General features: G+C 54.6%; 23 protein-coding genes. 14 read left to right on the plus strand and 9 right to left on the minus strand.

What is annotated here, in order from left to right; all coding sequences use genetic code 11:
* Window positions 1-594 (minus strand): DUF938 domain-containing protein, encoded by a 594-nt coding sequence (locus ACIQW9_RS08050; RefSeq protein WP_402335161.1) that lies wholly within the window; start codon window positions 592-594, stop codon window positions 1-3.
* Entirely contained in the window at window positions 591-935 is a 345-nt protein-coding gene (locus tag ACIQW9_RS08055; protein ID WP_402335164.1) for a GIY-YIG nuclease family protein, read from the minus strand. The genes ACIQW9_RS08050 and ACIQW9_RS08055 overlap by 4 nt, the downstream gene beginning before the upstream one ends.
* Before the next feature lie 163 nt (window positions 936-1,098).
* Between ACIQW9_RS08055 and ACIQW9_RS08060 the strand changes: the two genes are divergently transcribed.
* Complete coding sequence (locus ACIQW9_RS08060; RefSeq protein WP_402335166.1) at window positions 1,099-1,887, plus strand: c-type cytochrome; 789 nt, start codon at window positions 1,099-1,101, stop codon at window positions 1,885-1,887.
* 40 nt (window positions 1,888-1,927) lie between these two features.
* Here the strand turns inward: ACIQW9_RS08060 and ACIQW9_RS08065 are convergent, their stop codons facing one another.
* The gene (locus tag ACIQW9_RS08065; protein ID WP_402335168.1) at window positions 1,928-2,809 is read right to left on the minus strand and encodes a class I SAM-dependent methyltransferase; all 882 of its coding nucleotides are present in this window, start codon (window positions 2,807-2,809) and stop codon (window positions 1,928-1,930) included.
* A gap of 220 nt (window positions 2,810-3,029) precedes the next feature.
* Here ACIQW9_RS08065 and ACIQW9_RS08070 point away from each other — a divergent pair, with 220 nt between their 5' ends.
* The 8 genes from ACIQW9_RS08070 (at window position 3,030) to ACIQW9_RS08105 (ending at window position 15,415) form a co-directional block, all read left to right on the plus strand.
* Entirely contained in the window at window positions 3,030-4,799 is a 1,770-nt protein-coding gene (locus tag ACIQW9_RS08070) for an autotransporter assembly complex family protein (RefSeq protein ID WP_402335171.1), read from the plus strand.
* Window positions 4,789-8,748 (plus strand): translocation/assembly module TamB domain-containing protein, encoded by a 3,960-nt coding sequence (locus ACIQW9_RS08075; RefSeq protein WP_402335174.1) that lies wholly within the window; start codon window positions 4,789-4,791, stop codon window positions 8,746-8,748. The genes ACIQW9_RS08070 and ACIQW9_RS08075 overlap by 11 nt, the downstream gene beginning before the upstream one ends.
* 152 nt (window positions 8,749-8,900) lie before the next feature.
* Window positions 8,901-10,283, plus strand: coding sequence for an NAD(P)/FAD-dependent oxidoreductase (locus ACIQW9_RS08080; RefSeq protein ID WP_402335177.1), 1,383 nt, complete (start codon window positions 8,901-8,903; stop codon window positions 10,281-10,283).
* A gap of 408 nt (window positions 10,284-10,691) precedes the next feature.
* Window positions 10,692-11,894: a cation:proton antiporter gene (locus tag ACIQW9_RS08085; RefSeq protein ID WP_402335179.1), complete on the plus strand. Its 1,203-nt coding sequence runs from the start codon at window positions 10,692-10,694 to the stop codon at window positions 11,892-11,894.
* A 15-nt stretch (window positions 11,895-11,909) separates the two neighbouring features.
* A complete protein-coding gene (locus ACIQW9_RS08090) occupies window positions 11,910-13,022 on the plus strand; it encodes a YbdK family carboxylate-amine ligase (RefSeq protein WP_402335182.1) in 1,113 nt (370 codons plus the stop codon).
* 138 nt (window positions 13,023-13,160) lie between these two features.
* The gene (locus ACIQW9_RS08095) at window positions 13,161-14,252 is read left to right on the plus strand and encodes a sigma-54 interaction domain-containing protein (RefSeq protein ID WP_402335184.1); all 1,092 of its coding nucleotides are present in this window, start codon (window positions 13,161-13,163) and stop codon (window positions 14,250-14,252) included.
* A gap of 27 nt (window positions 14,253-14,279) precedes the next feature.
* Complete coding sequence (locus tag ACIQW9_RS08100; RefSeq protein WP_402335187.1) at window positions 14,280-14,912, plus strand: response regulator; 633 nt, start codon at window positions 14,280-14,282, stop codon at window positions 14,910-14,912.
* Window positions 14,913-14,980: 68 nt separating this feature from the next.
* On the plus strand, window positions 14,981-15,415 hold the full coding sequence (locus ACIQW9_RS08105; protein ID WP_402335190.1) for a response regulator: 435 nt from the start codon (window positions 14,981-14,983) through the stop codon (window positions 15,413-15,415).
* A gap of 72 nt (window positions 15,416-15,487) precedes the next feature.
* On the opposite strand, the gene ACIQW9_RS08110 is transcribed toward ACIQW9_RS08105, so the two are convergent.
* On the minus strand, window positions 15,488-17,503 hold the full coding sequence (locus tag ACIQW9_RS08110; RefSeq protein WP_402335193.1) for a PAS domain-containing protein: 2,016 nt from the start codon (window positions 17,501-17,503) through the stop codon (window positions 15,488-15,490).
* Window positions 17,504-18,404: 901 nt separating this feature from the next.
* Between ACIQW9_RS08110 and ACIQW9_RS08115 the strand changes: the two genes are divergently transcribed.
* Together ACIQW9_RS08115 and ACIQW9_RS08120 are read left to right on the plus strand one after the other, a co-directional pair.
* Window positions 18,405-18,623, plus strand: a complete 219-nt coding sequence (locus ACIQW9_RS08115) for a CsbD family protein (RefSeq protein WP_402335196.1) — start codon at window positions 18,405-18,407, stop codon at window positions 18,621-18,623.
* A gap of 78 nt (window positions 18,624-18,701) precedes the next feature.
* Window positions 18,702-19,238 carry a hypothetical protein gene (locus ACIQW9_RS08120; RefSeq protein WP_402335197.1) on the plus strand — a complete coding sequence of 179 codons (537 nt, stop codon included), beginning with the start codon at window positions 18,702-18,704 and terminating at the stop codon, window positions 19,236-19,238.
* A 159-nt stretch (window positions 19,239-19,397) separates the two neighbouring features.
* On the opposite strand, the gene fumC is transcribed toward ACIQW9_RS08120, so the two are convergent.
* Window positions 19,398-20,786, minus strand: coding sequence for a class II fumarate hydratase (gene fumC / locus ACIQW9_RS08125; RefSeq protein ID WP_402335200.1), 1,389 nt, complete (start codon window positions 20,784-20,786; stop codon window positions 19,398-19,400).
* A 23-nt stretch (window positions 20,787-20,809) separates the two neighbouring features.
* Window positions 20,810-21,472, minus strand: a complete 663-nt coding sequence (locus ACIQW9_RS08130) for a DUF599 domain-containing protein (RefSeq protein ID WP_402335203.1) — start codon at window positions 21,470-21,472, stop codon at window positions 20,810-20,812.
* 564 nt (window positions 21,473-22,036) lie between these two features.
* Here ACIQW9_RS08130 and ACIQW9_RS08135 point away from each other — a divergent pair.
* Window positions 22,037-22,846: a prolipoprotein diacylglyceryl transferase family protein gene (locus tag ACIQW9_RS08135; protein ID WP_402335206.1), complete on the plus strand. Its 810-nt coding sequence runs from the start codon at window positions 22,037-22,039 to the stop codon at window positions 22,844-22,846.
* 420 nt (window positions 22,847-23,266) lie between these two features.
* Complete coding sequence (locus ACIQW9_RS08140; protein WP_402337947.1) at window positions 23,267-24,394, plus strand: MFS transporter; 1,128 nt, start codon at window positions 23,267-23,269, stop codon at window positions 24,392-24,394.
* Between the two features lie 172 nt (window positions 24,395-24,566).
* Here the strand turns inward: ACIQW9_RS08140 and ACIQW9_RS08145 are convergent, their stop codons facing one another.
* The 3 genes from ACIQW9_RS08145 to ACIQW9_RS08155 form a co-directional block, all read right to left on the minus strand.
* On the minus strand, window positions 24,567-24,977 hold the full coding sequence (locus ACIQW9_RS08145; protein WP_402335209.1) for a hypothetical protein: 411 nt from the start codon (window positions 24,975-24,977) through the stop codon (window positions 24,567-24,569).
* Window positions 24,978-25,168: 191 nt separating this feature from the next.
* Window positions 25,169-25,597, minus strand: coding sequence for a YMGG-like glycine zipper-containing protein (locus tag ACIQW9_RS08150; RefSeq protein WP_402335212.1), 429 nt, complete (start codon window positions 25,595-25,597; stop codon window positions 25,169-25,171).
* 53 nt (window positions 25,598-25,650) lie between these two features.
* On the minus strand, window positions 25,651-26,148 hold the full coding sequence (locus ACIQW9_RS08155) for a hypothetical protein (protein WP_402335215.1): 498 nt from the start codon (window positions 26,146-26,148) through the stop codon (window positions 25,651-25,653).
* 126 nt (window positions 26,149-26,274) lie between these two features.
* Between ACIQW9_RS08155 and ACIQW9_RS08160 the strand changes: the two genes are divergently transcribed.
* Window positions 26,275-26,607: a hypothetical protein gene (locus ACIQW9_RS08160; RefSeq protein ID WP_402335218.1), complete on the plus strand. Its 333-nt coding sequence runs from the start codon at window positions 26,275-26,277 to the stop codon at window positions 26,605-26,607.
* Window positions 26,608-26,651 lie beyond the last annotated feature (44 nt).

The following is a 26,651-nucleotide window of genomic DNA, read 5'->3' on the forward strand; positions in this document are numbered from 1 at the left end:
TCAGCTGCGCTGCCACACCAACAGGCGATTGTTGGCAGGCATTGCATGATCTGCCTGCATGACGAAGCCATGCTCTTGCGCCAGCGACTGCATGGCTTCGATATCACGTATCCCCATATGCGCCGCTTGCGCGTGCAAAGAGGCATCGAATTGCGCATTACCGGGACTGGTAAATTTCCCTGCGTAATTGAAGGGGCCGTAGACGCATAATTTTCCGCCCGGCGGCAAAATATGCGCGGCACCGGCGAACAGGGCCTCGACCTGCGGCCACGCCATGATGTGGCAGGTATTGGCAGTGAAGACGGCATCAAAACGTTCGCTCGGCCATGCTGCATCCGTCATATCGAGCACGATGGGTGGCAACACATTCGGCAGTCCGGCTTCCTGCATCCATGCGTGAATGCTCGGATGATTCTGCGCCAGATCGCTGGTTTGCCACATCAGCTGCGGCAACTGTGCGCCAAAGAACACTGCATGCTGACCAGTGCCACTGCCGATTTCGAGTACGCGCGTGCAAGCGGCGAGCTCATCTTTCAACACATCGAGTATCGGTTGCCGGTTGCGCTCGCAGGCGATGGAAAATTGCTTGCTCATTTGCTTGATCCTTCACTTATTCTTTCGGAGGTATGGCTTCGGCTTGCGGAATCAACTGCAGCGCCAGGCAAGTGCAAGTGCAAGTTCCACAAGCCATTGCGCTGCAGGCAGAAGCTGCGTTTTTCCGTTGCACTCAAACGCTTCATTGCATATTCGGCTTTGGAGGCAGTGGAGCGATCTGCATATTCAACGATTGCCAGCAGGCGGCGCGGCGGATGCGAACGCGTGTAACGTGCTCCCCTGCCTTTTTCATGCGCGGCATAGCGTGCCGCCACATCAACCGCAATGCCGGTGTAAATACTGCCATCACGGCATTCGAGCAAATAAAGAAACCATGTCATGCCATCTAGTATAAAGAGCTTTCACGGCAACAGATGCCATCCCCTCCTGGCGCGCAAAACAAATGTACCGAGAAGTTTGGCTATACTGCAGCGACCTCATCTGCAAACTCTGCGCCATATGAAAACCCTCTTCTCTCCCGCTGTTCGTGCATGCTTGCTGTGCATGTCCGCATGGCTGCTCTGTACCGCCGGCAATCCGGCACATGCGGCAGAACCGGTGCTGGAACTCTCGTTCAGCAAACAACAGCAGCGACTGGCGCGTGCCGATTTGCTCAGACATCCGGATGTGCGCACGATAGAAGTCCCAGCCGACTCCGCCTACAAGCAGCCGATGAAATATCGCGCCCTGCCCTTGCTGTCCATCCTGCGCAATGTGCGTGACGTGGAGGTACTGCAGTTCAAGGCGGAAGATGGCTTCGTCGCCAATATCCCGACGGCATTACTGTCCGGCGGTGCACAGCCGTGGCTCGCGATCGAACCTGCCAATGCGCCATGGCCGGCATTGAAGGCTGGCGGACGCAGCGCCGGGCCGTTTTATCTGGTCTGGCTGGCGCCGGAAAAAAGCGGCATCACACCCGAACTATGGCCGTACCAGATTGCTGCAATCAGTGCAGTGACGCCGCTGCAAAATCGCTATCCGCAAATTCTGCCTGCAGCCTCCATTGCAGCCGACAGCGCCGAATATCGTGGCATGCATATTTACACCATGCAGTGCGCCGCCTGCCATCAGATCAACGGCGGCGGCGATGCAAAAGTCGGGCCGGATTTGAATCTGCCCTTCAATCCTACCGAGTATTTTCAGAGTGATTTTTTACGTCGATACATACGCAATCCGTCAGCAGTGCGCAGCTGGCCGCAAATGACGATGCCGGGATTTTCAGAGCAGGTATTGAGCGAGTCGCAGATGGATGATTTGCTGGCTTATCTGCGTCACATGACGCAACGCAGATAATCCCCCTGATTCGATACAGAACTTGATGGTGCGACAGTGACTACGGCTGCTCTGCTTTCGTGCCGGTAAAAAAGCGTGTTTGCATTTCTTCCAGTCCCAGCGTTTGCAGCACTTCCTGCAATCTTTCGCCAGGCCGCTTACGCGGCAAGTCCTTGTAACTGGCGATGATCAATTCATTTTTCATCGAATGTTCCCAGCCGACCAGCTCGGTCACATTGACTTGATAGCCATGCGCTTCCAGTTGCAGGCAGCGCAATACATTCGTGACCTGGCTGCCGAACTCGCGCGTGTGTAGCGGATGGCGCCATATTTCAGTCAATGCATTCTTTGCCAGCGTCTTACCCTTGTTCTTTTTCAGCACTGATGCAACTTCAGCCTGGCAGCACGGCACCAGCACAATGAATTTTGCCTGCTTCTGCAAGGCAAAATGAATCGCGTCGTCGGTGGCGGTATTGCATGCATGCAGTGCAGTGACGACATCAATTTTTTCCGGCAGTCTATCCGAGGTGATCGATTCGGCGACCGACAGATTCAGGAAGGACATGCCGGGGAAATCGAGTTTCTTCGCCAGCGCTTCCGACTTCTGCACCAGTTCGTCACGCGTTTCTATGCCGTAGATGCGCGAATTGTCCTTGCGCTCCTTGAAGAACAGGTCGTACAGAATAAAGCCGAGATAGGATTTGCCCGCGCCGTGATCGGCCAGCGTGATGTCGGGATGATCGTTCTGGATTTCCTGCAGCAAGGGTTCGATGAACTGGTACAGGTGATACACCTGTTTGAGCTTGCGCCGGCTATCCTGATTCAGCTTGCCGTCGCGCGTCAGGATATGCAATTCCTTCAGCAGCTCGATCGATTGGCCGGGCCGTATTTCATGCGCCTGTGTTGTTTCTTTTTCTTTTTTAGTTTCTTGCGATTTACTCATCTGCTGCTTCCATGATTCTGCTGTGCGCCCACTATAGGGATATTGCCGGCAACCGGCAAGCTTGGTCCCAACACGAGGACTCTGCCGATCCCTTATAGGCAAATGCTGATATTCTTGCATGTCCGGACAAACCAGTTGTCATACCTTACCGCTTGCCTGAACGGTATGGCTGCCTTGCCATGGCGATTTCGCCCTTATTCCCGAACTTGCCTACACTATTGTGCTGAAACGATTCACTTTCCACCCAAGCCTGGCCTGGCAATCCGCATTGTGCGCTCTTCTGTTTGCTTTTTTCCTGCCGTTGCAGGTGCAGGCTGCACCCCAGTATGCGGTTGCCATCAACGGCGCGGGCAGTCTCACCTCCTTGCTGACCGACAATCTGGAAATCACCCGACGCCTGTCTGCCGATGACATGAACGCGGACGAAGTGCAGCGCCTGGTCGATATTGCGCCGGAACAGATACGCTCGCTGCTGGCGACTGAAGGTTATTTCTCTCCCGCCATTACCCAGGAATTCGATCAGCAGACGACGCCGTGGCAAGTGCGTTTCACTATCGTGCCGGGCGCGTCGACGACGATCAACTCGGTAGAGATTGTTTTCGGCGGCGATGTCATACAAACAAATCCGCAACGAACAGAACGCCTGCGCCGGCAATGGAGTCTGCCTGTCGGCGACGTGTTTCGGCAAAAAACATGGGATGAAGCCAAAAGTTCGCTGCTGAAAGCGCTGCTGGTGAGGGATTATCCAGCCGCCGCCATCACGCACAGCCAGGCGCGCATAGATCCCGATACCAATAGCGCAATCTTGACGCTGACAGTCGATTCCGGCCCCGCCTTTACCTTTGGCACATTGCAGATCGAAGGCTTGCAGCGCTATGCACGCAGCATGGTGGATGAATTGAATCCGATCCGGCCGGGTGAGCCGTATTCGCAGGAAAAACTCAACGAGCTGCAGGCACGTGTGCAGGACACCGGCTATTTTCGCTCAGCCTTTGCGACTGTCGATATCGATCCTGCACAGCCGAATAATGTGCCGATCCGCCTGGACCTGAATGAAAACGAACGCAAGCGCCTGTCGCTGGGCCTGGGTTTCTCGACAGACTCCGGCGCCAGGGGGCAGATCAAATGGTTGAACCGGAACTTCCTCGGCCGCGATTGGCGCCTGGAATCGCAAATACGGGTCGACCAGGATGCGCGACTACTGGGTGCGGATGTCTATCTGCCGGCAATCAGCAATGGCTGGCATCCAAGCCTGGGAGCGCATTACGAATACACGGACAATGCGGGTGAGATCAACAATAAAATTCTGACCGGCGCCCGCCTGACCAGTCCGGACAAGAACGATGAAAAAGTCTGGGCACTTACCTTCCTCGCGGATCAGCAACGCATAGGCGATGTCTATGCCGCCAATCGCGAAGCGCTGATTGGTTCCTTTAGCTACACCCGGCGCCGCCTCGACAATCTGATCGCACCGCGTCGCGGCGGCTATGTAGCATCGATAGAATTAAGCGCAGGCCCGGCAGGACTCGCCAACAAGAAAAGTCTGGCGCGCGTGGTCGGGCGTGCCACCTGGCTATCGCGCAACTATGGCAACTTTCAAACCGTGCTGCGCGGCCAGGTCGGTCAGGTATTCGGCGCCAATCGCGATACCGTGCCGGGCGACTTGCTGTTCCGCACCGGCGGCGATCAAACCGTACGCGGTTATGGTTACAACACTCTGGGTGTGGCGCAAAACGGCGCCATCGTCGGCGGCACGGTCAGCGCAGTCATCAGCGCGGAACTGGTATATAACATCACGCCGCAATGGGGTGCTGCCGTGTTTACCGATGCCGGAAATGCCGCCGATACCTGGAACGGTTTTCGTTTGAAACAGGGCAGCGGTGTCGGCGCGCGCTGGCGCAGCCCGATCGGCCCGGTCAATCTCGATCTCGCTTACGGTCACGAAACACACGAACCACGCATACACTTTTCGATTGGCTATGGTTTCTAACACTCCCGACCAGGCACCTGCAAACCTGCCCAGGCGTACGCGACGCATATGGCTGCCGCTACTCGCCGCACTCACTATCACGCTAGGCGCTGGCCTGACATGGCTGCTCAATAGCGAACGCGGCGCCCAGTTCGCGCTGTCTACTGCAGCCGCATTGTCGAACGGTGTACTGCAAACCCGTGATGTCAGCGGTCACTTGAATGGCTCACTGCATATCGGCCAGCTCGGCATTCAACTGGAAAACCAGAACATCGTGCTCGACGATATACAACTGGACACGCAACTGACAAAACTGCTGACAGGAAAACTGCATGTCACCGCGCTGCAAATCGGCAAGCTCGGCATCGTCAACAAGATCGATCAGGTAAAGGAAGCCGCGAAGCTGCCGGACAGCATCTCGCTGCCGCTGCGCCTGCAGATCGACAAGGTAAAAGTCCGCGGCGGCGAAATCGGCTGGGGTCCGCTCAATGTCGTCACGCTGGGCGCCTTTGCTTTCGATCTTGATTTTGACGGCAAACGCTATGTCTTGAATCTGGATCAGCTCAGTGCGCGCGGCACGGCCAGTAGCGCTGCCTTCGATGGCAGTTTCCAGGGTCAGGTCACGCTTGCAACGAGCAAGCCATATGCCTTGCAGGCGACGATTGCCAGCTATAGCGAAGCGCACATAGACAATCGTAATATCGGCGCCAACGGACAGCTCGACCTGCGCGGTTCACTGCAGGAGCTCGCTGCCGCCATCAATCTGCAGATCGGCCAGGCGACGGTAAAAGGGCAAGCCATCCTGCGCCCGTTTGCCGAGCAGTTACTGGGCGCAACCGATTTGACCGCACAAGCACTCGATCTGGCCGTATTGAATACCGACTTGCCGAAGACGACACTGCATATCCAATTGAGTGCAGCTGAAAACGGCAGCGGTAATTTGACGGTGGAAAATACTGCCGCCGGCTTGCTGAACGACGCACGCCTGCCACTCAAAAAACTGCGCATCGATTTCGCGCAAAACGACGAACTATTCAGTTTCAAGCGCATCCTCGCCGAACTCGGCAGCACGAACCAAAGCGCCGGCAAACTTGAAGGCCATGGACATTACGCCAAGGGCGCGCTCACCTTGAATTTGCAAACCGATGCGCTCGATGTAAAAAAGCTGGATAGCCGCATGCGCGCAAGCAGGCTCAGCGGCAGCCTCGATATGCGTCATGCGGACGGCAAGCAGAATTTCACGCTGGCCCTGAGCGAGCCTTTGAAAAAAAGCAAACTGACGCTGAATGCGCAAGCCCTCATCGCGGATGAAGGCATCACCATCAGTAAAGCGGAACTGCGTGCAGGCAATGGCGAAATGAATGCGTCTGCACATTATGCGCTGAACGGCAAACAGGCCTTTGACGCGAAGGGCATCGTGCGCAACTTCCAGCTGCGCGATCTGGGCGACTTTCCGCAATTGCCTGCCCTGCGCATCAATGGCGATTTTTCATTGCGCGGCGCGCGATTGCCGACGCTGGAAACCGATATTGCATTGCACATTCGCGACAGTCAGCTCGCCGGCCAGCCATTAAGCGGTGAAGTCCAGGCCCAGTTGCACGGCGATACGCTGCTGGTATCGAAACTGTTATTGAACGCCGGCGACAATCGTCTCACTGCACAAGGCAAGCTGGCAGATGACAATGCCCGCGTCGTGTTTGCATTGCACGCGCCTACCCTTGCCCAGCTCGGCAGCGGTTTTGGCGGTGCACTGCAGATAGACGGCGAGATCCGCGGCAAGGTACAGCAACCGCGCATCGTCGCCACATGGCAGGGCAGGCAAATCCGCCTGCCCGGACCGGTGCAGATAGACGGCACAGAAGGCAAGGCCGATGTCGCACTCAACCTTGATGCAAGTCGCAGCCCATCCCTGCTCAACAGCGCCAATGTCCATGCCACTGCGCACGGCATCAATGCGGGCGGAGAACGCATCGCCACCCTGAGCGCGCAAACGCAATTTGCACTGCCTGCCAATGCGCCCATTGCCGTGACCGTGCGTGCCGATGGCATTACCGGCCAGCGCCTGCGGGCAGAAAGTTTCAAGCTGGATGTCAGCGGCAGCACGAGCCAGCATGCCTTGAGCGCCACGCTGCTGGAACGCGAACAAAACTGGCAACTGACTGCCCGCGGCGGCTTGCAGTCAAGCAAGCGCGAACTGCGCTGGCAGGGCGCCATCAATACGCTGAATGCAAGCGGAAAAGTGACCGCGAAACTGGCCGCACCCGCCACGCTGCTGGTGTCGCAAAAGGTGGTGCAGCTCGATCATTTCACACTCAACAGCGACTATGCCAACATTGCGATTGAGCAGTTCATCCGCAATGAACGCGGCATCGCGACACGCGGCACATTCGAGCATGTACAGATCGCGCCATTGCTGCGCTCTCTGCAAGCGGCACCAGCTATCGCCGGCGATCTGAAACTGGCCGGCGCATGGAATCTGAACCTGTACGATCAGGCGGACGGCACATTCAGCGTACGGCGTGAAAGCGGCGATATAGTGATGCACAACAATGCTGCCATCGCGCTGGGCTTGAATACCCTGAACGCAACGGTCAGCGCCAGCAAGGGACGCGTCACCGGGCGCTTGCTGGCCGACGGCAGGCAAAGCGGGCAGATAGACGTCAGCCTCAACACCAGCATAGGCGGCGCAACGCGATTTTCCATCGCACCGAATGCTCCGCTGTCCGGCCGTTTGCGCATCAATACACCAACGCTGGGATGGCTGGGCCCGATGATTTCTCCCACCCTGATGACCGAGGGCAGCTTGCAAAGCGATGTCACGCTCGCCGGCACATTCGCACAACCGCAACTTACGGGCCCCGTCACTGCCGACAAATTGCGCCTGCGTTTTACCGACACCGGCATCGATCTGAAACAAGGCACGCTGCGCAGCGAATTCAGGAACGACCAACTCCTCATCAGTAATCTCGGTTTTCAAAATGAGGGCAGCCTGACTATTTCCGGCCCACTCAGTCTGGTGCGCGAACAGCTGGCGCTGGAGCTTGCCATCAAGGCCGAGCATTACAAGCTGATCGATCGCTCCGATCGCAAGCTGGTCATCAGCGGCAACAGCGTGGTTGGCTGGCGCGACGGCAGCGCCAAGGCGAACGGAAAATTCGAAGTCAATTCCGGCTTCGTCGATATCAGCGCCAGCGATGCACCCACGTTGTCGGACGATGTCGTGATTGCCGGCCGCAGCGACAGCCAGGGCAAGAAAGCCGTCGTCGCACTCGATATTGAAATCGGACTCGGCGACGGCATCCGTTTGCACGGACGCGGCATAGATGCGCTGCTGGTTGGGCAGTTGCATCTGCTGGCCGGCGCCGGCGACAACTTGCGTGCGCAAGGCAACCTGCGCATCGCATCCGGCACATTCAAGGCTTACGGGCGCGAACTGGCGATTGAACAAGGCTTGCTGCGTTTCAGCGGCCCGCTGAATAATCCTGCCCTCGATATTCTGGCGATGCGGCGCGGACAGGAAGTCGAAGCCGGCGTCGCGGTACGCGGCACGGTACTGTCGCCCCGCATTACGCTGGTGTCCGAACCGACAGTGCCTGATGCCGAGAAATTGTCATGGCTGGTGCTGGGGCGCGGTTTGTCCGGCACCAGCGATAGTGATCTCGGTGCGCTGCAAAGCGCGGCCAGCTCACTGCTGACGCAAGGTGCGGCAGGAGGACTGCAATCGCAAATCGCCACCGCATTCGGGCTCGACGATTTCAGCATAGGCAGCAGCGATAGCAATCTGCAGGAACGCATCGTCATGCTCGGCAAGCAAATATCGTCCAAGCTCTATGTCAGCTACAAGCAGGGACTGGAAAGCGCCAGCAGCGTGCTGTTGCTGCGCTATACGCTGACGCCGCGCATCACGCTAGAAGGCGAAGCAGGCACCAGCAGCGCACTCTCGCTGTTCTACAATTTCGCCTTCGACTGAACTGCAGAATCGCAATCGAAGCGAATCGAAACAGTTGCAATGCAATCAATATGCTTTATGCTTGTTTCATCGCATCAACAAGGCCCGGATCGCATGCGATCCCGCCCCGCACGTTTGCAAAGAATTTCAAACAGCATTGGGGAGTTTCATTCATGACTAACAGCCACATTGAAGGAAGTGCAGACACGACTACCACTCGGCAACGATCCGGCACTGGCGACGCACCGCATCGCATCGTGATCGTAGGCGGCGGCGCCGGCGGACTCGAACTGGCCACCGCGCTCGGCAACAAGCTGGTCAAAAGCGGCAGGATCAGCGTGGTGCTGGTCGATCGCTCATCGACGCATATATGGAAACCCCTGCTGCACGAAGTCGCAGCCGGCAGCATGGATGCCAACACGCACCAACTCGAATACGCCGCGCAGGCGCGCTGGCATCGTTTCGTGTTCCAGCAAGGCGAACTCAAGGGACTGGATCGCACACGCAAAACCATCTCCATCACCAGTCTGGCGGATGAGGATGGCATCGAGCTGCTGCCGGAGCGCGAGATTGCCTACGACACGCTGATACTCGCGATCGGCAGCGTCACCAATTTCTTCAACGTGCCGGGCGCGGCACAACATGCGATCGCGGTCGACACGCTGAGCCAGGCCGAGCATTTCCGCCGACGCATGATAGGCATGTGCATGCGCGCCGAACACGCGATCAGCACGCATGCGGGCCAGGAACATCCGAAACTCAATATCGCCATCATCGGTGCCGGTGCAACCGGGGTCGAACTATCGGCAGAGTTGCGTAATACTGCAGAAGTACTCGGTGCCTACGGCTTGCATCAACTCGATCCGCTGCACGATATCCGCATCACCGTAGTCGAGGCCGGGGCGCGCATCCTGTCCGGTCTGCCGGAACCCGTTTCCGTCAAGACCACCGCGCTGCTGAACAAGCTGGGGATAGATGTGCTGACCGATGCCAAAGTATCGGAAGTACGGAAAGATGCCGTGCTGTTCGCGAATGGCGACAGCATTCCTGCCGATCTGACAGTATGGGCAGCCGGCATACGCGCACCGGCAATACTCGGCGAGCTCGGCCTGGCAGTCAACCGGCTCGGTCAGATCGTCGTCTCGCAAACGCTGCAAAGCGAAACCGATCCCGATATCTTTGCTTTCGGCGATTGCGCCGCCTGTCCGTGGCCGGAAAAAAACAGCACGATACCGCCGCGCGCCCAGGCCGCGCATCAGCAGGCTGATTTTTTGTTTAATGCCATCAAGAAACGACTCGCTCAGCAGCCTTTGCCTGCGTTTGAATATCGCGATCTGGGTTCGCTGGTATCGCTGGGCCGTTTCGATGCAGTCGGTAATTTGATGGGGCCCTTGATCGGCAGCACGCTATTCATCGAAGGCATCATGGCGCGCATGTTGTATCTGTCGCTGTATCGCATGCATTTGATGGCGCTGCACGGCTTGATACGCACCATTGCCGATACGCTGGGACACTGGCTGCACCGCAAAACATCGCCGCGCGTGAAATTGCATTAAACGCATCTATCAGTCGCGCAGACAGGGAAGACGATCAATTCCTCTATAATCTGCGCGACTTCATGACTTTAGCTATCCAGGCCTTGTAAAAAAGTACGCGACTTTTTTACATAACTGCTGCTACACTTTCCGCAGTTCAAATTTATAAAACGGTATCTCCGTTAATTAACACACTGTCTTTTCGCCGCACTGCCGGATGATGCATACATGCATCACGGCACTGTAAAACCGGATGACACTTGCAATAGAGCATGTGAGCCGCCCGGAAAAATCCGCGAATGAAGCTGAGCTTCCCGTCTTCCGGTCGCCATGCTGTACTGCCAACAATGTTGACAGAATGGCTTGCCACAACACTATGCGTCATTCAACTCGCTTGAAACGCTTGATATTTAATTTGCCGGGAACAACATGACATCACATAGTTTTTTTCCGATCCTGCCGCATGCATTGAATGTGCTGACCGCAACCGGCGTACTGCTGATTGCCGGCGTACTGGGTGCGCATTTATTGCGCCGCGTATTTCCGCAAGTGCCTGCGATCACCGGTTATGTATTGACCGGCTTGCTGATCGGCCCCTCTGCGCTCAATCTGATCGATGTACCGCTGTTGAGTGAAATCGGTCTGCTGGTCGATCTTGCACTGGGGCTGGTGCTGTTTGAACTCGGGCGCCGCGTCGATTACAAATGGCTGCTGCGCGAACGCGGCTTGCTCATTACCGGCGTGGCATTGAGTGTCACAACCTTCATCGCATTGTTCATATTGCTCACGCAATTCGGCGTCACCAAACTGGTTGCCAGCATGGTGGCTGCGTTGGGCATGGCCACCTCACCGGCAGTGATTCTGAACGTGGTGCGTGAGGTCAAGGCGGAAGGTCAGTTGACCGAACGCATGCTGAATATTGTCGTCATCGGCAATGCGCTGGCCTTCGTGGTTTTTTCCATGGGTCTGGCTGCCGTGCATGTCGAATATGAAGCAGGCTGGGAAAGTTACATACTGCATCCCTTGTATCTGCTGCTGGGTTCGGCAGCGCTGGGCTGGATCATCAGCCGCCTGCTGGTATGGATAGGCCAATGGCTGGGTCGCGACGGTCAGGCGCAATTGATCCTGGTACTGGCGCTGATCGCCAGCACGGTCGGCATTGCCGTGATGCTGAACCTGTCTGCGCTGATCGCGTTGCTGGTCTTCGGCATCGCCAGCCGCAGCCATGATGCACGCCATGCAATTGTCGAACCGGATCTGAGCCAGTTCAGCGGATTGTTTTATGTCGCACTGTTCGTGTTTGCCGGCGCCAAGCTGGAGCTGTCGCATTTGCTCACACTATGGCCGGCTGCACTCGCCTTCATCCTTTTGCGCCTGTTCATCGCGATGGCGATGACTACCGGCATGGCACGGCTGAATGGTGTGACCATGCGCAAGGGCGCGCTGCTCGGCCTCGGCCTGGTGCCGCTATCCGGCTTCAACATCATCATGGTGCAACATGCAGTAGGCTACTATCCGCAGTTCGGTGCACAGCTCAGCGCGCTGGTGGTCTCGATACTCGTCATCCTGGAACTACTGGGCCCGATCTGCACCCGCTACGCGCTGGTGGCATCGGGCGAAGCAAAAAGCTGATCAAGGAAAATTTTTATGCTGGAATTCAACAACTCGACGCCGCTGACCATGGGCGTGGAACTGGAACTGCAAATCGTCAACCGGCGCGACTACAATCTGACGCGCGGTTCCGACGATCTGCTGCAGATCATCAACAAGGCCGAGCACGGCTACGATATCAAGCCGGAAATCACCGAGAGCATGATAGAAATTGCCACTGCCGTGCATACCGATCATGTCGAGATGCTGGCGGAATTTACGGCCATGCGCACCTTACTGGTAACGGCTGCCAACAAGCTCAATCTCGGCCTGGCAGGTGGCGGCGCGCATCCGTTCCAGCATTGGGAAGACCAGAGAATTTATCCGACCGATCGTTATCGCCTGGTATCCGAGCTGTATGGCTATCTGGCCAAGCAATTCACCGTATACGGCCAGCATATTCATATCGGCTGCGCCAGCGGCGATGATGCCATCCGGCTGACACACCTGCTGGCGCGCCAGATACCGCATTTCATCGCGCTGTCTGCATCATCGCCCTTCTACCAGGGCGTGGACACCAGCTTCCAATCCTCGCGCCTGACCAGCATCAATGCATTTCCGCTCAGCGGCACCATGCCTTTCGTCAGCGATTGGGAAGCCTTCAATACCTATTTCGAAAAGATGTCGCATCTGGGCATTGTCGCTAGCATGAAGGACTTTTACTGGGATATACGTCCCAAGCCGGAATACGGTACGGTCGAAATTCGCGTCTGCGATACGCCACTGGCCATAGAGACTGCAGTCGCATTGGGCGCCTACGCGCAAACCCTGAGCAAATACTACTTTGCGCAGACAGAGCTGCAACCGACACAGGATACCTATCTGACCTATTCCTATAATCGTTTTCAGGCTTGCCGCTTTGGCTTGAATGGTGCATTGATCAATCCGATCACCGGCACGCAATCGTCGATCAAGGACGATATTCTGCAAACCTTTGAATTGCTGAAAGATGTCGCCGAGGAATTAGGCACCACTGACGCCATTGAATTGCTGCGCCAGCGTGTGCTATCGGGCCAATCGGACGCCGACTGGTTACGCGCCAGCTATGAAAAAAGCGGTTCGCTGAGCGATGCCGTGCGCCAGCAAAGTGCCGTATGGATGGCCACATAAATCCGCATTTCACCAGACCTCCCCCCGTGTAAGCGCAATCCCACAAGAGAATCGGAAAACCGCCGATTCTGAAAATTTTTCAATCCGCGCACAATCGATCCTGTAAAACTTGCATCATATTTCACAGAGGAGAAGCCAATGTCGGACGGATTGAGCGTATGCGGCACTGCCGCCATACCGGGCGCAAAGACGCTATCCCAGTTGCAGGAAGCAACTTCCCTGTTCAAAAAACTCGATCATTGTGGCGATCTCTACGGCACATCCGAGCCCATGCGCCATTTGTTCCAGATGATAAACAAGGTCGCACCAACCAGCGCCAATGTGCTGATCGTCGGCGAAAGCGGCACCGGCAAAGAGCTGGTGGCTCGCGTCATTCATCAAATGAGCCAGGCAGAAGACAAGGCCTTTGTCGCATTGAATTGCGGCGCCGTATCGCCGCAATTGATAGAAGCAGAACTGTTCGGCTATGAACGCGGCAGCTTCACCGGTTCGATACGCATGCAAAAAGGCTGCTTTGAGCGCGCCGACGGCGGTACGCTGTTTCTCGATGAAGTCACCGAGATGTCGCTCGACATGCAAGTCAAGCTGCTGCGCGTACTGGAAACCAACCGCTTCTATCGCATCGGCGCCGAGCAGGAAACCGAAGTCAAGGTACGCGTCGTTGCCGCCACCAATCGCGATCCGCACGAAGCGATGGCCAACGGCAGTTTGCGCAGCGATCTCTTCTACCGCCTGGCGGTGTTTCCCATCCATGTGCCCACTCTGCGTCAACGCGGCGAAGATATACGCCTGCTGGCCACACTCTTTCTCGACGAATTCAATGCGGAAGATGGAAGCAGCAAGTATTTTTCAAAAGCTTCGTATCGCATGCTCAATGAATACAGCTGGCCCGGCAATGTGCGTGAATTGAAAAATGTTGTGCATCGCGCCTACATTCTTGCCGATCAGGAACTGGATATCCGGCCTGGAATAGACCCGGGCAAAACCGGCGTCAGCGATCATGCCGGCGAATGCGTCACGGTACAGCTAGGCAGCAAGCTGGCCGATGCGGAACAGCGTCTGATTTGCGCCACGCTGGGCCACTGCGGCGGGAATAAAACACTGACCGCCGAGGTGCTAGGAGTGAGCCTTAAAACGCTTTACAATCGTCTCAATGAATATCAGAGCAAGCTGTTTTTGCATGATGCCATCAGCCATCCGCAACCATACAATATGCAAGCTCGCAATTAGCGTTCGCAGGAGGAACGCTCATTCATCATGATAAAAATTCTGGTAGTTGATGATCACGCAGTAGTTCGCGCCGGCGTGCAGTATTTCATTGCACAGGTACCGGACATGTGTATCGAAGGCGAAGCCGCCACTGCGCAGGAAGCCATACGCCTGGTTCGGGCACAGGATTGGGATATCGTTTTGCTCGATATCAATATGCCGGACAAAAGCGGCGTCGAAGTATTAAAACAGATCAAGCGTGAAAAACCGGAACTGCCGGTACTGATCCTGAGCATGCATCCGGAGAGTCGCTATGCGGTGCAGATCCTGCGCAGCGGTGCCAGCGGCTATGTGCAGAAGGAAGCGTTGGCGGAAGAGCTGGTGACGGCGATTCAAACCATTTTGCGCGGCCATAAATACATCAGCCATACAGTGGCGGAATTGCTGACGGCAGAAGTCGATGTCAACGCCGACAAGCCGCTGCATGAAACCCTGTCCAAACGCGAGTACGAGATTTTCTACAAGTTATGCCAGGGTCATGGCGTGACCAAGATCGCCGATGAGCTCTGCCTCAGTGTGAAAACGGTCAGCACCTATCGGGCGCGTGTTTTGCAGAAAATGAATATGGAAAACAATGCAGGAATCATTTATTACGCCATCAAACAGAACTTGATCGATTAGATCAAGTTCTGTGATGGACTTGCTTTTTATCCGGATTGCCAACCGCTGGCTGCATATATGGTTCAAATATGAATGAAACGACAAAAATTTCGGTAGATGCAGGCTGCAATCCACTGCATATCTTTCTGGTGGAAGATTCGCTCGATGTACGGGAGTTGATGATAGAGAATCTGACGATGATTCCCGGCGTCGTGGTCAGCGGCGTATCGGAATCGGAAAGCGATGCATTGAAGCAGCTGGACATGCAGCCCTGCGATATTTTGATCGTTGATATACAGCTCAAGAAAGGCAATGGCATCAACCTGTTGCGCCAGTTATCGGAGCGCAGAACATCTGATCTGGTCAAAATCATCTGCAGCAACAATTCGACGGAAGTCTTTCGTCGCGTCGGCCGTCAATACGGCGTCGATCATTTTTTCGACAAGACTTCCGAGTTTCCGCAGTTGTTCGATCTGGTAAGAGATTTGAGCAGCGCCAATTACGAATGTCAGGGACATCTTTGATCGCCGCGTAGTGAATAAAAGAAAAAACTCAGTCCGGCATCCGGACCAGCCATCCATGCCGGCATGGCCGCTTCAATGACTCTCCCCCAGCGCCGCTTCTGACGTTTCTCCGGTATTTTCTGCCGTCTTCGGAATGGTGATAACGATCGTCGTTCCCTTTCCTTCAGCCCCGCCTATCCTGACGGTGCCGCCCAGATAAGCCACCCTTTCACGCATCCCGCGCAAGCCGTGCGTGATCATATTGTTCGGCCTGGTCTGGGGAATGCCGATTCCATTGTCGCGCACCGTGAGAACGATTTCATCATCGGTATCGTCCAGCACCACATCGACGTGCGTCGCCTTGGCATGCTTGGCGATATTGTTCAAGGCTTCCTGCACGATCCTGAACAATGCAATATCAACGTGCGCGGCATACGTCAGCTGGTCGTCCGGCAAATTCACATTGCAGACCACACCGGTATATTTCTCGAATTCCGCCGCCTGTTCGGCAATCGCAATCTTGATGCCGAAGACATCCAGCTTGTCCGGACGCAAACCATTCTGGATGCGTCGCGTCGCATCGGTAATCGAGCTCAGCAAGGCCTTGATCTTGAATGAACGTTCGGTAAATTTAGGCTCTGCCGGCATCTGCTGAAAAATCAGGGAAAGATGCATGTTCAAAGCCGTCAGAGCGGCGCCCAGATCGTCGTGCAACTCGCGTGCAATCGCGCGTTTTTCTTCTTCCCGCGTGGTTTCCAGATGGCCGATCAGTTCGCTGACTTCCATCGTGCGTGCCGCCACCAGCGCTTCAAGTTGCGTTTCATGCGCCTTCAGCGCATCTTCCATGCGCTTGCGCTCGGTAATATCGGTGCTGATGCCGACCAGCCCCATGAGCCGGCCGTTGGCATCCAGCCACGGCGCCTTGGTCGAGTGCATGGTGCGTACGCCATGCACATATTTAGTCGTGGTTTCAAATGTCCTGGGCTCGCCGCTCTCTAGCACGCTCCGGTCTTCTGCGATGACGCGTTCTGCATCTTGTTTGTCCAGATAGAGTTCTTCGCTGCGCAAACCGATAACTTCTTCGCGCTCCCTGCCGAGCAGACGCAGTTTGGCGGGATTGGCAAAAATCATGCGGCCATTGCGGTCTTTGACAAAAATGGCATCCGGCGTGTTGTCGCTGACCGCACGCAGCAAGGCATTGCTTTCCGCCAGTGCAGCTTCACCGATCTGGCGGTCTTCGTATTCGCGATTCAGTAGCGCAGCAGTACGGCAAAACATGATGAACAAGACCGTGCCGCTGAGCAGTATCAAGAGCGGCGACGCCTTGTCCTGATCGTACAAATGATTTCTCACACCCCATTTGATTGCAAAATCGAGGAAGACAAGTAATAGCAGACTGTTAGGCAGCAGGCGACGCAGAATCGGCCCGCCAGGCGACGTACTGTTCCACAGTTTCATCAGCCGATGCGTGGGGCGTGCAGACAACATGCCCAGCGCCAGAATCAGGAAGGTAACCGAGATGAAGGGCAGCATCGCGCGGGCAGCATCCGCTACATCGACCGCCATCACGTTGTACAGGTGGCCGATCAGGGGAATGCCCATCACGCCAACCAGCGTGAATGCCACGTATTCGGATGGATAGTGGCCACCGGAAGTACGATAATCCAGCAGCAACAGACCCACGCCAGCCAGCGCAAACCCGAATGCCGTGAGCGGCGCCTGCTTGATCCATAAGTTGTCTACCCAGCCCATTTTTACAAACAGGTATTCCAAGCCGACATCGATACCGAAAAAATATCGCAGCAACACCGACACACCGGCCCAGGCCACCAGCAGCGCCAGCGCAGAGGCCAGTACCGTTACCATCGTTCTGGCCATTCCATGCACGATATGCAGGGAACGCAATGCCAGCGCACATCCGGTCACGATGAAAATAATGCCTACAGGCGTGCGTATCGGCAGCAGATCCTGGAGCCGATAATTCAGCAGCCACCAATCCTGCGTTGCGTTGTAGATGGCAAAAACGCCGACAGCAGTGATGAACAAGGCAGCCAGAAAAGGCGCAAGCAAGATGTTGAAGGACTTGCGATATCCCGACGATAGAAACATGAATTTACTCCGCTGCGAATGAGGTAATGGATGATGCTGAAAGACGATGCTGAAAAAATCGATCCAGTACTGAGGGCTGCATTGTCTGCCCGCACTGCAGGCTGCGGTATGGCACTTATTTCTGTGTGAAGTTCAGTGTAAAAATTGTGCGCCGGCATGATTCATGCAACTGATCATGCTTCGCGATCACTGCAGGCCCTGCATGTTTGCCTGAAATATTATTGTTTATTCAAGAGCAGGATAGCAGCATCCATGCTGAGTGAAAACGCTTTCCATCAATCAACGAAGCTCGCTCGTTTCTTTACTCTGGAACATTTCATTCTTTAAAAAGAATAGAGCAAAAAACCCGCGCTTGCGGGTTTTTTGCTCTCTGAAAAATCGGCCTGGCTGTTTAAAAAACCGGCCCTCGCTGGCGTCGAGTTAAAAAATCAGATAAATGAGCACCAGAACAACTACCGGCACACCAAAAAGCCAAGCAAGAAAATACTTACCCATGATATGCCTCTTCGAAAATAGTAATGAAAAAAGGTAATGCCGCGCTGCCTTGCATTACGAACAGATTATTGTGTTTTATCCGTGAGGCATCGTAACAGCCTCAAAAACCAAGGCCTATAGGAAATGAACTGATACAAGCGTAGGAAAACCAGAAGGCATCCGGCGCACCATCCTTGCCGAACACTTTCCATCAGGTACGCACTTCTTCCAACACTTCCTTTTCCCCGACAAGGCGACTCCTGTTTTCTCACATGTAGCGTTTGCAATGTGCCCGGGAATATTTGCAAATAAATAATGCTGTTTTTATAAGCTGTTGATTCTTATGAGTTAAATAGCTGGCCCGAACCTTGCGTAATAAAACGCAGGCACTTTCGCCGTAACGCTGGAATTCTTTAAGGAGAATTATATGAATTGGGACGTTATCGAAGGTAACTGGAAACAACTCAAGGGCAGCGTCAAAGAGCAGTGGGGCAAACTCACAGATGACCACCTTGACACGATTGCCGGCAAACGCGATCAGCTCGTCGGCAAGATCCAGGAAGCATATGGCGTCAATAAAGATGAAGCTGAAAAGCAAATCAAGGCGTTTGAAGAACGTAATCGCGACGACAAGCGTTTTTTCTAAAAACCAGAGCGTGCATTACATCTCTGCATGTGCCTTTACGCTGCAGGATTTCATTAAAATAAATCAAGGACATACACCATGAATAAAACCCTCTCCATGCTCCTACTCGCCACAGCCAGCTTTGGTTTTGTCGCGGCGTCGCATGCATCGCCAGCCGAATTAAAGGCAACGTATGACGCCACCAAGAAACAAGCGGATGCCGATTACAAGGTAGCCAAAGAAGCGTGCAAAAGCCACAAAGGCAATGCCAAGGATGTCTGTGAAAAAGAAGCCAAGCTGACTCACGTGAAAACCGTTGCCGAAGCCGAAGCAACGTACAAAGGCACCGACAAGGCGCATAAAAAAGCGCGCATGGACATTGCCGATGCCAACTATGAACTCGCCAAGGAAAAATGCGACGATCAGACCGGCAATAACAAGGACGTCTGCGTGAAGGAAGCCAAGGCTGCCAAAACTGCAGCGGTAGCCGATGCCAAGGCAAGCAAGGAAATTTCCGCAGCGCGCAAGGATGCACGTGAAGAAAAGGCCGATGCCAATGCCAATGTGCAAAAAGAGAAGTGCGATGCATTGGCCGGCGCTGAAAAAACACGCTGCCTGGATGCCGTCAAAAAATAAGACCCACGGCGCAAGCCTATAGTATTGTGGTCCGGCTGCTGTCATCAGCCGCTGATATGGAAGAACGGCCCCGGCAATCACTTGCCGGGGCCGTTTTATATTAATTTCACCTGCCGCTATATGCTGGCGGAATACCGCGCGCGCTCACCTCGAGTGACTTCAGGATGGATGTATCATGTCCTGCGGCTGCACCCAGCGATCAAATTCCTCGCCACTCACAAAGCCCAGCGCGAGCGCCGTTTCCTTCAGGGTCGTGCCGTCGTGATGCGCCTGCTTGGCAATCTGCGCCGCCTTGTCGTAACCGATATGCGGTGTCAGAGCCGTCACCAGCATCAATGAGCGCGCCATCAGATCGGCGATGCGTTCGCGATTGGCAGCAATACCTTGCGCACAATGTTCATCGAAGCCGTGTATGCCGTCGCTCAGCAGTCGTACGCTTTGCAAAAAATTATGCGCCATCAGGGGCTTGAAAACATTCAACTCGAAATTTCCCGATGCGCCGCCGAAGTTGAGTGCGACATCATTGCCGAATACCTGACAACACAACATCGTCACCGCTTCGCTTTGCGTCGGATTGACCTTGCCCGGCATGATGGAACTGCCAGGCTCATTCTCGGGAATGCTGAGCTCACCCAAACCTGAACGCGGCCCGGAAGCCAGCCAGCGCACATCGTTGGCGATTTTCATCATGCTGGCTGCCAGCGTTTTCAAGCCGCCGTGCACGCTGACCAGCGCATCGTGCGCTGCCAGCGCCGCAAACTTGTTGGCCGCACTTTTGAAATGCACGCCGCTACGCTGCGTCAGCTCGGCTGCCACGCGGGTGCCGAATTCCGGATGCGTATTCAAACCGGTACCGACCGCCGTGCCGCCGACCGCCAGCTCATGCAAAGGCGGCAGCAACACCACTATCCCGAGTTCGGCATGATGCAACTGTGCGACATAACCGGAAAATTCCTGCCCCAGAGTCAACGGCGTCGCATCCTGCAAATGCGTGCGTCCGATCTTGACAATATCGGCAAACTCTTCCGCCTTGCGCTGCAGCGTCACGCGCAAGGCATGGATCGCCGGCAGCAGTTTTTGCGTGACGCTGACACTGGCAGCCACATACATCGCCGTGGGGAAAATATCGTTGGATGACTGTCCGAGATTAACGTCGTCGTTCGGATGCACCAGACGTTTTTCACCGCGTTCGCCGCCGAGCAATTCTGAAGCGCGATTGGCCAGCACCTCGTTCATGTTCATATTGGTTTGCGTGCCGGAGCCGGTTTGCCACACTGCGAGTGGAAACTCATGCGGATGCTGACCGGCAATGACCTCCTCTGCTGCGCTGACGATGGCATCGGCTTTCTTCCTGTCCAGCTTTCCCAGCCCCAGATTGACCAGCGCAGCCGCACGCTTGACTTCGGCCAGTGCAACGATCAACTCCTGCGGCATGCGCTCGGTCGAGATTTTGAAATGCTCCAGCGAGCGCTGCGTTTGCGCACCCCACAAGCGTTCATCATTGACTGCGATCGGACCGAAAGTATCGCACTCTATTCTTGTCTTCATGCCGACTTCCTTCTCTCAAATATTCAGATATTTTCCGCTAATGGATTGCGGTCAAGATGGTAAAGCGCAACGATTAATCCGACCGTCGACAAGAATAAAAACAAGGGGCCAAACAGCCAGAATGTCAGTGGCACCGCCAGAAAAAACGCCCGCATGCCCAAAGTATAAAATGAGCCGGCACTATTAAGCCGCTGCCCCACCCGCACTGGCGACAAGGAACCCTGTGCATCTTCTTCCGGCAAATTGACCATGAAGACCACATGATTCAATACCCGCAAGCACATCGCAAAGGCAAAGAATGCAATCAGCAATACCGATAGCAGACACATGATCTTGAGCACCCACAGGTCGGCAGAACGGGAACCAACCACATCTAGCACATGCCAGGTTTTCGCCATATTTTCAGCCTGACCGGAGAGTGTCAGGGTACCAAGAATCAGCAGAATGGAAGACGATGCCTTGAACGTAGCCGACATGCTGAAATTACGCAGGGTCTGCACCGCCATCACATCCTTTTTACCGTAGTTTTTCATGACATCCTTCACCCACTGCGCACGTGCCTTGCGATTGATGGAGTGCACGGTGAACTCCGGATCGCGTTTCACACGAACCAGCAGCAGCAGGTAATAAATCAACAGCAGAGAACCGCTGCCCAGCAAGGCCAATACATCAAAATCAATTCCCATTTTTTTCTTTCAGCAAATCAGGATTCCAGTATGTTTACCATACGATATAAAATAGTGAAAACACATCTTTCGCCTCCCCTTATTTCTTCCGCATTCCCCGTAGTGACCAAGTTAATCCAAATACTGCATTTTGGACAGACGCTGATCATGCATCAGCGTAATTTCCGTGTGCAAAGTCAACGCGACCACTGCGTCCCGGATCGGACAGGGGTGCAGGCTGCAAAAAGCCTCGCCGGCAGAGTACGGAGATCAATGACAAAAACTCAAGGGTATTAGTAAATTCAAAACACTCTCATAGCTGATATGTTCCTTCGCATATTGCTTGGTATACTGTCTAAAGGCGATGCGGCACGCCAGGATGCCTGTGAAGAATGTATGAACACAACGTGGAAATAATCGTTACGATATTTGTAATCGCTGTAACGGCAGTTTCTTTATATGTAAATCCGTAACGAGAGCAGCTCTCTTGTCAATCGGTGTACGGCACAACCGTGCATCATCTGATCAGTCGTTGAAATACAAACGAAACAGTACTTTCAGTACGCCCACTTTCGATGGAAATTGATGACCTCATCTTTACAAATCGGCCCGCTTGCGGTGCCGTACTCGCTTATCTTGATTGCTGCAGCAGTTTTTTTCGGCAATCTCATTGCGAGACGCGTGGACCAGGGTACTGAAAAAACCATCGAAAATCATTTTTTCTGGATCCTCATGGTCGCGGTACTGTCGGCTCGCATCGCATTTGTCATTCAGTACAAAACAGCTTATCTCTCCAGTCCATTAGACATTATTGACATCCGCGACGGCGGCTGGAACGCGCAGGCGGGCGTGATAGCTGCATGGGCATACGCACTTCTGCTGATTAAAGGAAAACCTTACTTGAGGAAGCCACTACTCCTCGTGATGTTCGGTTCCAGTTTGGTGTGGATAGGCGGGACGATCGCCTTGGCAGCACTGACCAAGGACCCGTCCCCTATTCCCGATTTGAAACTTCAATCAATGAATGGGGATGAGGTTTATCTGGCCAGGTTTGACGGCAAGCCAACGGTCATCAATCTTTGGGCAACTTGGTGCCCCCCTTGTCAGAGAGAGATGCCCGCGTTTGAAAAGGCACAGCAACAGAACCCCGACATTAATTTTGTGTTTATCAACCAGGGTGAATCAAAGTTACAGATTGAGCAGTTTCTGACATCAAACAAGCTGACGATGCAAAATGTACTCATGGATGTATCGGGTGCCGCCGGGAAGGAATTTGAACTGAAAGGGATGCCTTCGACGTATTTTTTTGATGCAAACGGCAAGCTGGTAGACTCTCGCCTTGGAGAAGTATCCGATGCAAGCTTGCTGGAAAAGCTGCAGAAAATAAATCCTTAGTACTATCCTCCCAAGGAAGATCCAAGATTTCCAATCGAACAATTGATCTTGTACCAAGTCTTTAAGCCGCAGAAAACTGGGGCATCCAGAACGTTTTTGAATCGCTGGCAACGAAGTGCAGGCATGAGTGCCATATGCCTGCTGCCGGGCCACAGGATGTGAAATGTGCAAGAGTACTTCATGTACTCGTTCAGCACGGTTAGTCACACCTCACTCTGATCGGCATAAGCCTTTATTATCTGAAAGGCAGGTCGCCAAGCGGCTCTGCATGCATGAAACCCGATGGGTTGCTGTGCTTCTACCGACCCTCAAAAAATCATGAAAACCGAATTTACGTACAACGAAGCAGATATCAACCTGGAAGCAACGGCCAAGGCCGCAAAGCAAAAGCTGCCGCTATCATCACTCCTTGCCTTGACCATGGCGAGCTTCATCGTCATTCTCACAGAGGTACTGCCAGCCGGCCTGCTGCCGCAGATCGCAGCCAGCCTGAATAGCTCCGAGGCTTTGATGGGGCAACTGATCACCGTCTACGCACTCGGCTCGCTGGTGTCGGCTATTCCCCTCGCTGCTGCGACGCAGGGCGTCGATCGCCGCACGCTTCTGATGATCGCCATTGCCGGCTTCGGCATCGTCAACACCATCACCGCGATATCCGATAACCTGGCAGTCATCTTCGTGGCCCGATTCCTGGGCGGCGTTGCTGCCGGACTGGTGTGGTCAATGATTGCCGGCTATGCAGCCCGCATGGTTCCTGAAAGCCAGAAAGGCCGTGCGATTGCGATCGCCATGGCAGGCACGCCGCTCGCCCTCACTGTGGGCATCCCGATAGGGGCCTTTTTGGGTAATTTCGTGGGCTGGCGCATTGCATTCGGCTTGATCAGCGCGCTCGCTCTATTGCTGATCTTCTGGATCATGGCGAAACTGCCTGCGTTTCCAACGAACGGCGAGGAAAAGCGCCAGAACGTCGCCGGCGTCTTTGTACTCCCCGGCATGCGGCCTGTCATGGCAACCATGCTCCTGTACGTTCTCGCGCACAGCATTCTTTACACCTATATCTCGCCTCTCCTGGCTTTAGCAGAGCTGGTGCAACGCACGGACTTCATACTGCTGGTTTTCGGCGGCACCTCGCTCGTCGGGCTGCTCCTGGTCGGTATTCTCGTAGACCGCTGGTTGCGTCAACTGGCATTGACCAGTACTGCGCTGTTTCTGTTTGCAAGTGTCCTGTTTGTCTTGTTTCCTGCCTCCCCCTCTGTCGTCTACGTCTCGGTAGGACTGTGGGGCTTCGCGTTCGGCGGGGTCGCAACCTTATTCGTGACCGCGATAGCCAACGCGGCAGGCCCGGCGCAGGACGTTGCTCAATCCATTACAACTACGGTCTGGAATACAGCCATCGGTGCCGGCAGCCTCGTGGGAGGCATGCTTCTGGACCGGTTCGGCGCACATTCCTTCTCGTATGCCGCGACGGCGACCTTGCTTGCCGCGCTGCTGATAAGCTGGCTTACCCGCAACAAGTTCTACTGGCGCGGAGCGACAGCTCTGGCGTGACCGGCAAATAAAATCTTGAATGAATATTCAAGATCGTCTATTGCGCACTGCCATGCAAGTCTCGACTTCAGCCCACGCTAACAATACTAATTGTGAGCTCTCCATCGTGCCGCCATTCTCCAAGGCAGGCTGCTGCGATCAGAACCATCGGCAAGCCTGTTGAAACACGCTTCTATTGCGGCCATACGAATACCAGACGTCGATGCGTTCCTTTTTTTATCAGGACTTTCTGCAATTTGCGAACGTCATCCTGTATCGCTTCGACCTGATAACTTCCATCAGGCAAATTGGCGAGAAAAAACGGTCCTTCCGACATGGCATCGACTACCGTCTTGCCGACCTTATCTCTGATAAGAATACGGAAATCGGCAGTGTATTCTTCCCGTGGTTCAGTGTTGACCACAGACACGACTTCCAACGCATACCGGGAAGCCATCGATCTCATTTCTGCAGCTTCGTCCGAACCAATGCCGCCTGAAATATAGGTGGCCTGTCCAGAGGACACTTCGCTCGGCGCTGCGCCCGCTGCCGGGATTTGCGTCAGTGCCAGAATGAGGAGAAGGTATGGCGATCGCATAGACATAATAGTTATCCCTGAAATAGTGGACAGGAAGGTCAAACATCAAGCAAGCGATGTAAGTTCATCGTGAGTTTGAGCATAGTTCACCGACAGGCAGGCTATATGATCCATGTCAAATCGGTTTTGAAAGCCTTGCTTCACTGACAGCACGTTACTTCCAGCTGTCAGTGAATCTCTTTGAGATCAATGCCGGATCAACGAATCATCGGCACACTATTACCCTTCGCGTACATGCATTGTGCATAGCTAATATCGTACGCACGCTGGGCGCCGTACGTTCCATACTGTGACGCGTTGGCACCGGCTGCGCTGCCGAATAGCAAGCCTGCGCCGGCACCAGTACCGGCACCCCGGTGACCGCCACCGATTGCTGCTCCCGCCGCTGCGCCGATCACGGTGCCAATCGCGGCACTTTCTACCGCTTTATTATTGGCGGATTGCGTCGCCCCGCCAGTTTGATTGGCGGCATATTGACGGCAGACGATGTCGTCGACCTTAAAGTGTTCGAAGCTCTTTCCCGCGCCCGGCATCACTGCAATATTTGGACCGGTTGGTGCGCTTGCACATCCAGCCAACAGCACCAGCAGCATGGCACTCATTAAAGGTGCATTAATAGATTTCATCTTTTTTCCTCTTATGCAAGAAATACGCTTGCCGATGGTGAACAAGTTGCATCTTATTTTCCAGGAGCCGGCGCTGGCGGAATGGCTGGAACGACTTGCCAGCCTTCCGGACATTGACTCACATAGGGAGAATAAGCTTGCGCCGATGCGCAGTAGTACCAATTCGCATTTGCCGGGGTAGTAGTGGATGACGGTGCCGTTTGATAGACGGGCACGCCATCAACAATCACTGCAGGTGGGGCTGGATAATAGTAGTAATCGGGATATGGGTAACCATAATAGGAAAGATCCCATCCCAGGCCAATTCCCAAGCCGACACCCCACCAAATCGGGGCTCTCCCGTACCGCCGTCCGCCGCCGCGCCAGCCTTCGTTTGGATGACCGCCGCTTGGGTGACCGCCATTCGGATGGGAGAGGCCGGAATGTATGCCGCCCATACCGCCGGAAACACGACCTCCACCATGCGCCTGCGCGAAGGCCGGGAGAGAGCTTCCAGCCAACAGCAATGCCGCACCCAGAAACATGACGCGCTTCAATATTTGCTTATTCATGATCGCATCCACCAGAAATTGTGGAATTCGAATTATCTTGCATGCGCAGCCTCAATCCAGCGATTGAATCATTCGCCGCGAGGCCCGGAAACCCTGTGATACATCACATGCCAGAATAGGTCGAAGATGGTCTTTTTGATTGGAGTCCAAAACATCGTAAAAAGTTTTGGTGCGGATCTGTGCAGCTTCGAGCTGCACCAAATGGGCTTGCATCCAAGTCGTTTCCGCGTGCAAGCAGGCAATGCCGCATCGTTTGATGGCAACCTTCTCTGCGCTCACCGAATTGCTTATGGGCACCCCCAAGACACCAGCAGCCCAGATACTTCAAGCGGAAGCTTGCGCGGGAGTCAGATTCAGTTTCGCCTTCAAGTCACCCAGCGTGACCTGTGTGTACTTGACCCATTCAAACTGCGCTTACCCGGATTAATCAAGCCGATAGGTAATTTGCACGTTGCATGACTTCCTTGATCCGCATCAATCGACGACACGCGAGACAATGCAAC

The organism is Herminiimonas sp. NPDC097707, from assembly GCF_044761395.1.
In the GTDB taxonomy this organism is placed as follows: domain Bacteria; phylum Pseudomonadota; class Gammaproteobacteria; order Burkholderiales; family Burkholderiaceae_D; genus Oxalicibacterium.

Excerpts from the sequence above, each read along its gene's own strand:
- ACIQW9_RS08100 (WP_402335187.1), top strand. The coding sequence starts at position 14,280 with ATGATAAAAATTCTGGTAGTTGATGATCACGCAGTAGTTCGCGCCGGC.
- ACIQW9_RS08140 (WP_402337947.1), top strand. The coding sequence starts at position 23,267 with ATGGCGAGCTTCATCGTCATTCTCACAGAGGTACTGCCAGCCGGCCTG.
- ACIQW9_RS08085 (WP_402335179.1), top strand. The coding sequence starts at position 10,692 with ATGACATCACATAGTTTTTTTCCGATCCTGCCGCATGCATTGAATGTG.
- ACIQW9_RS08090 (WP_402335182.1), top strand. The coding sequence starts at position 11,910 with ATGCTGGAATTCAACAACTCGACGCCGCTGACCATGGGCGTGGAACTG.
- ACIQW9_RS08130 (WP_402335203.1), bottom strand. The coding sequence starts at position 21,472 with ATGGGAATTGATTTTGATGTATTGGCCTTGCTGGGCAGCGGTTCTCTG.
- ACIQW9_RS08160 (WP_402335218.1), top strand. The coding sequence starts at position 26,275 with ATGGTCTTTTTGATTGGAGTCCAAAACATCGTAAAAAGTTTTGGTGCG.
- ACIQW9_RS08055 (WP_402335164.1), bottom strand. The coding sequence starts at position 935 with ATGACATGGTTTCTTTATTTGCTCGAATGCCGTGATGGCAGTATTTAC.
- ACIQW9_RS08075 (WP_402335174.1), top strand. The coding sequence starts at position 4,789 with ATGGTTTCTAACACTCCCGACCAGGCACCTGCAAACCTGCCCAGGCGT.
- ACIQW9_RS08150 (WP_402335212.1), bottom strand. The coding sequence starts at position 25,597 with ATGAAATCTATTAATGCACCTTTAATGAGTGCCATGCTGCTGGTGCTG.
- ACIQW9_RS08080 (WP_402335177.1), top strand. The coding sequence starts at position 8,901 with ATGACTAACAGCCACATTGAAGGAAGTGCAGACACGACTACCACTCGG.
- ACIQW9_RS08095 (WP_402335184.1), top strand. The coding sequence starts at position 13,161 with ATGTCGGACGGATTGAGCGTATGCGGCACTGCCGCCATACCGGGCGCA.
- ACIQW9_RS08155 (WP_402335215.1), bottom strand. The coding sequence starts at position 26,148 with ATGAATAAGCAAATATTGAAGCGCGTCATGTTTCTGGGTGCGGCATTG.
- ACIQW9_RS08120 (WP_402335197.1), top strand. The coding sequence starts at position 18,702 with ATGAATAAAACCCTCTCCATGCTCCTACTCGCCACAGCCAGCTTTGGT.
- ACIQW9_RS08110 (WP_402335193.1), bottom strand. The coding sequence starts at position 17,503 with ATGTTTCTATCGTCGGGATATCGCAAGTCCTTCAACATCTTGCTTGCG.
- ACIQW9_RS08135 (WP_402335206.1), top strand. The coding sequence starts at position 22,037 with ATGACCTCATCTTTACAAATCGGCCCGCTTGCGGTGCCGTACTCGCTT.
- ACIQW9_RS08060 (WP_402335166.1), top strand. The coding sequence starts at position 1,099 with ATGTCCGCATGGCTGCTCTGTACCGCCGGCAATCCGGCACATGCGGCA.
- ACIQW9_RS08065 (WP_402335168.1), bottom strand. The coding sequence starts at position 2,809 with ATGAGTAAATCGCAAGAAACTAAAAAAGAAAAAGAAACAACACAGGCG.
- ACIQW9_RS08145 (WP_402335209.1), bottom strand. The coding sequence starts at position 24,977 with ATGTCTATGCGATCGCCATACCTTCTCCTCATTCTGGCACTGACGCAA.
- ACIQW9_RS08105 (WP_402335190.1), top strand. The coding sequence starts at position 14,981 with ATGAATGAAACGACAAAAATTTCGGTAGATGCAGGCTGCAATCCACTG.
- ACIQW9_RS08050 (WP_402335161.1), bottom strand. The coding sequence starts at position 594 with ATGAGCAAGCAATTTTCCATCGCCTGCGAGCGCAACCGGCAACCGATA.
- fumC (WP_402335200.1), bottom strand. The coding sequence starts at position 20,786 with ATGAAGACAAGAATAGAGTGCGATACTTTCGGTCCGATCGCAGTCAAT.
- ACIQW9_RS08115 (WP_402335196.1), top strand. The coding sequence starts at position 18,405 with ATGAATTGGGACGTTATCGAAGGTAACTGGAAACAACTCAAGGGCAGC.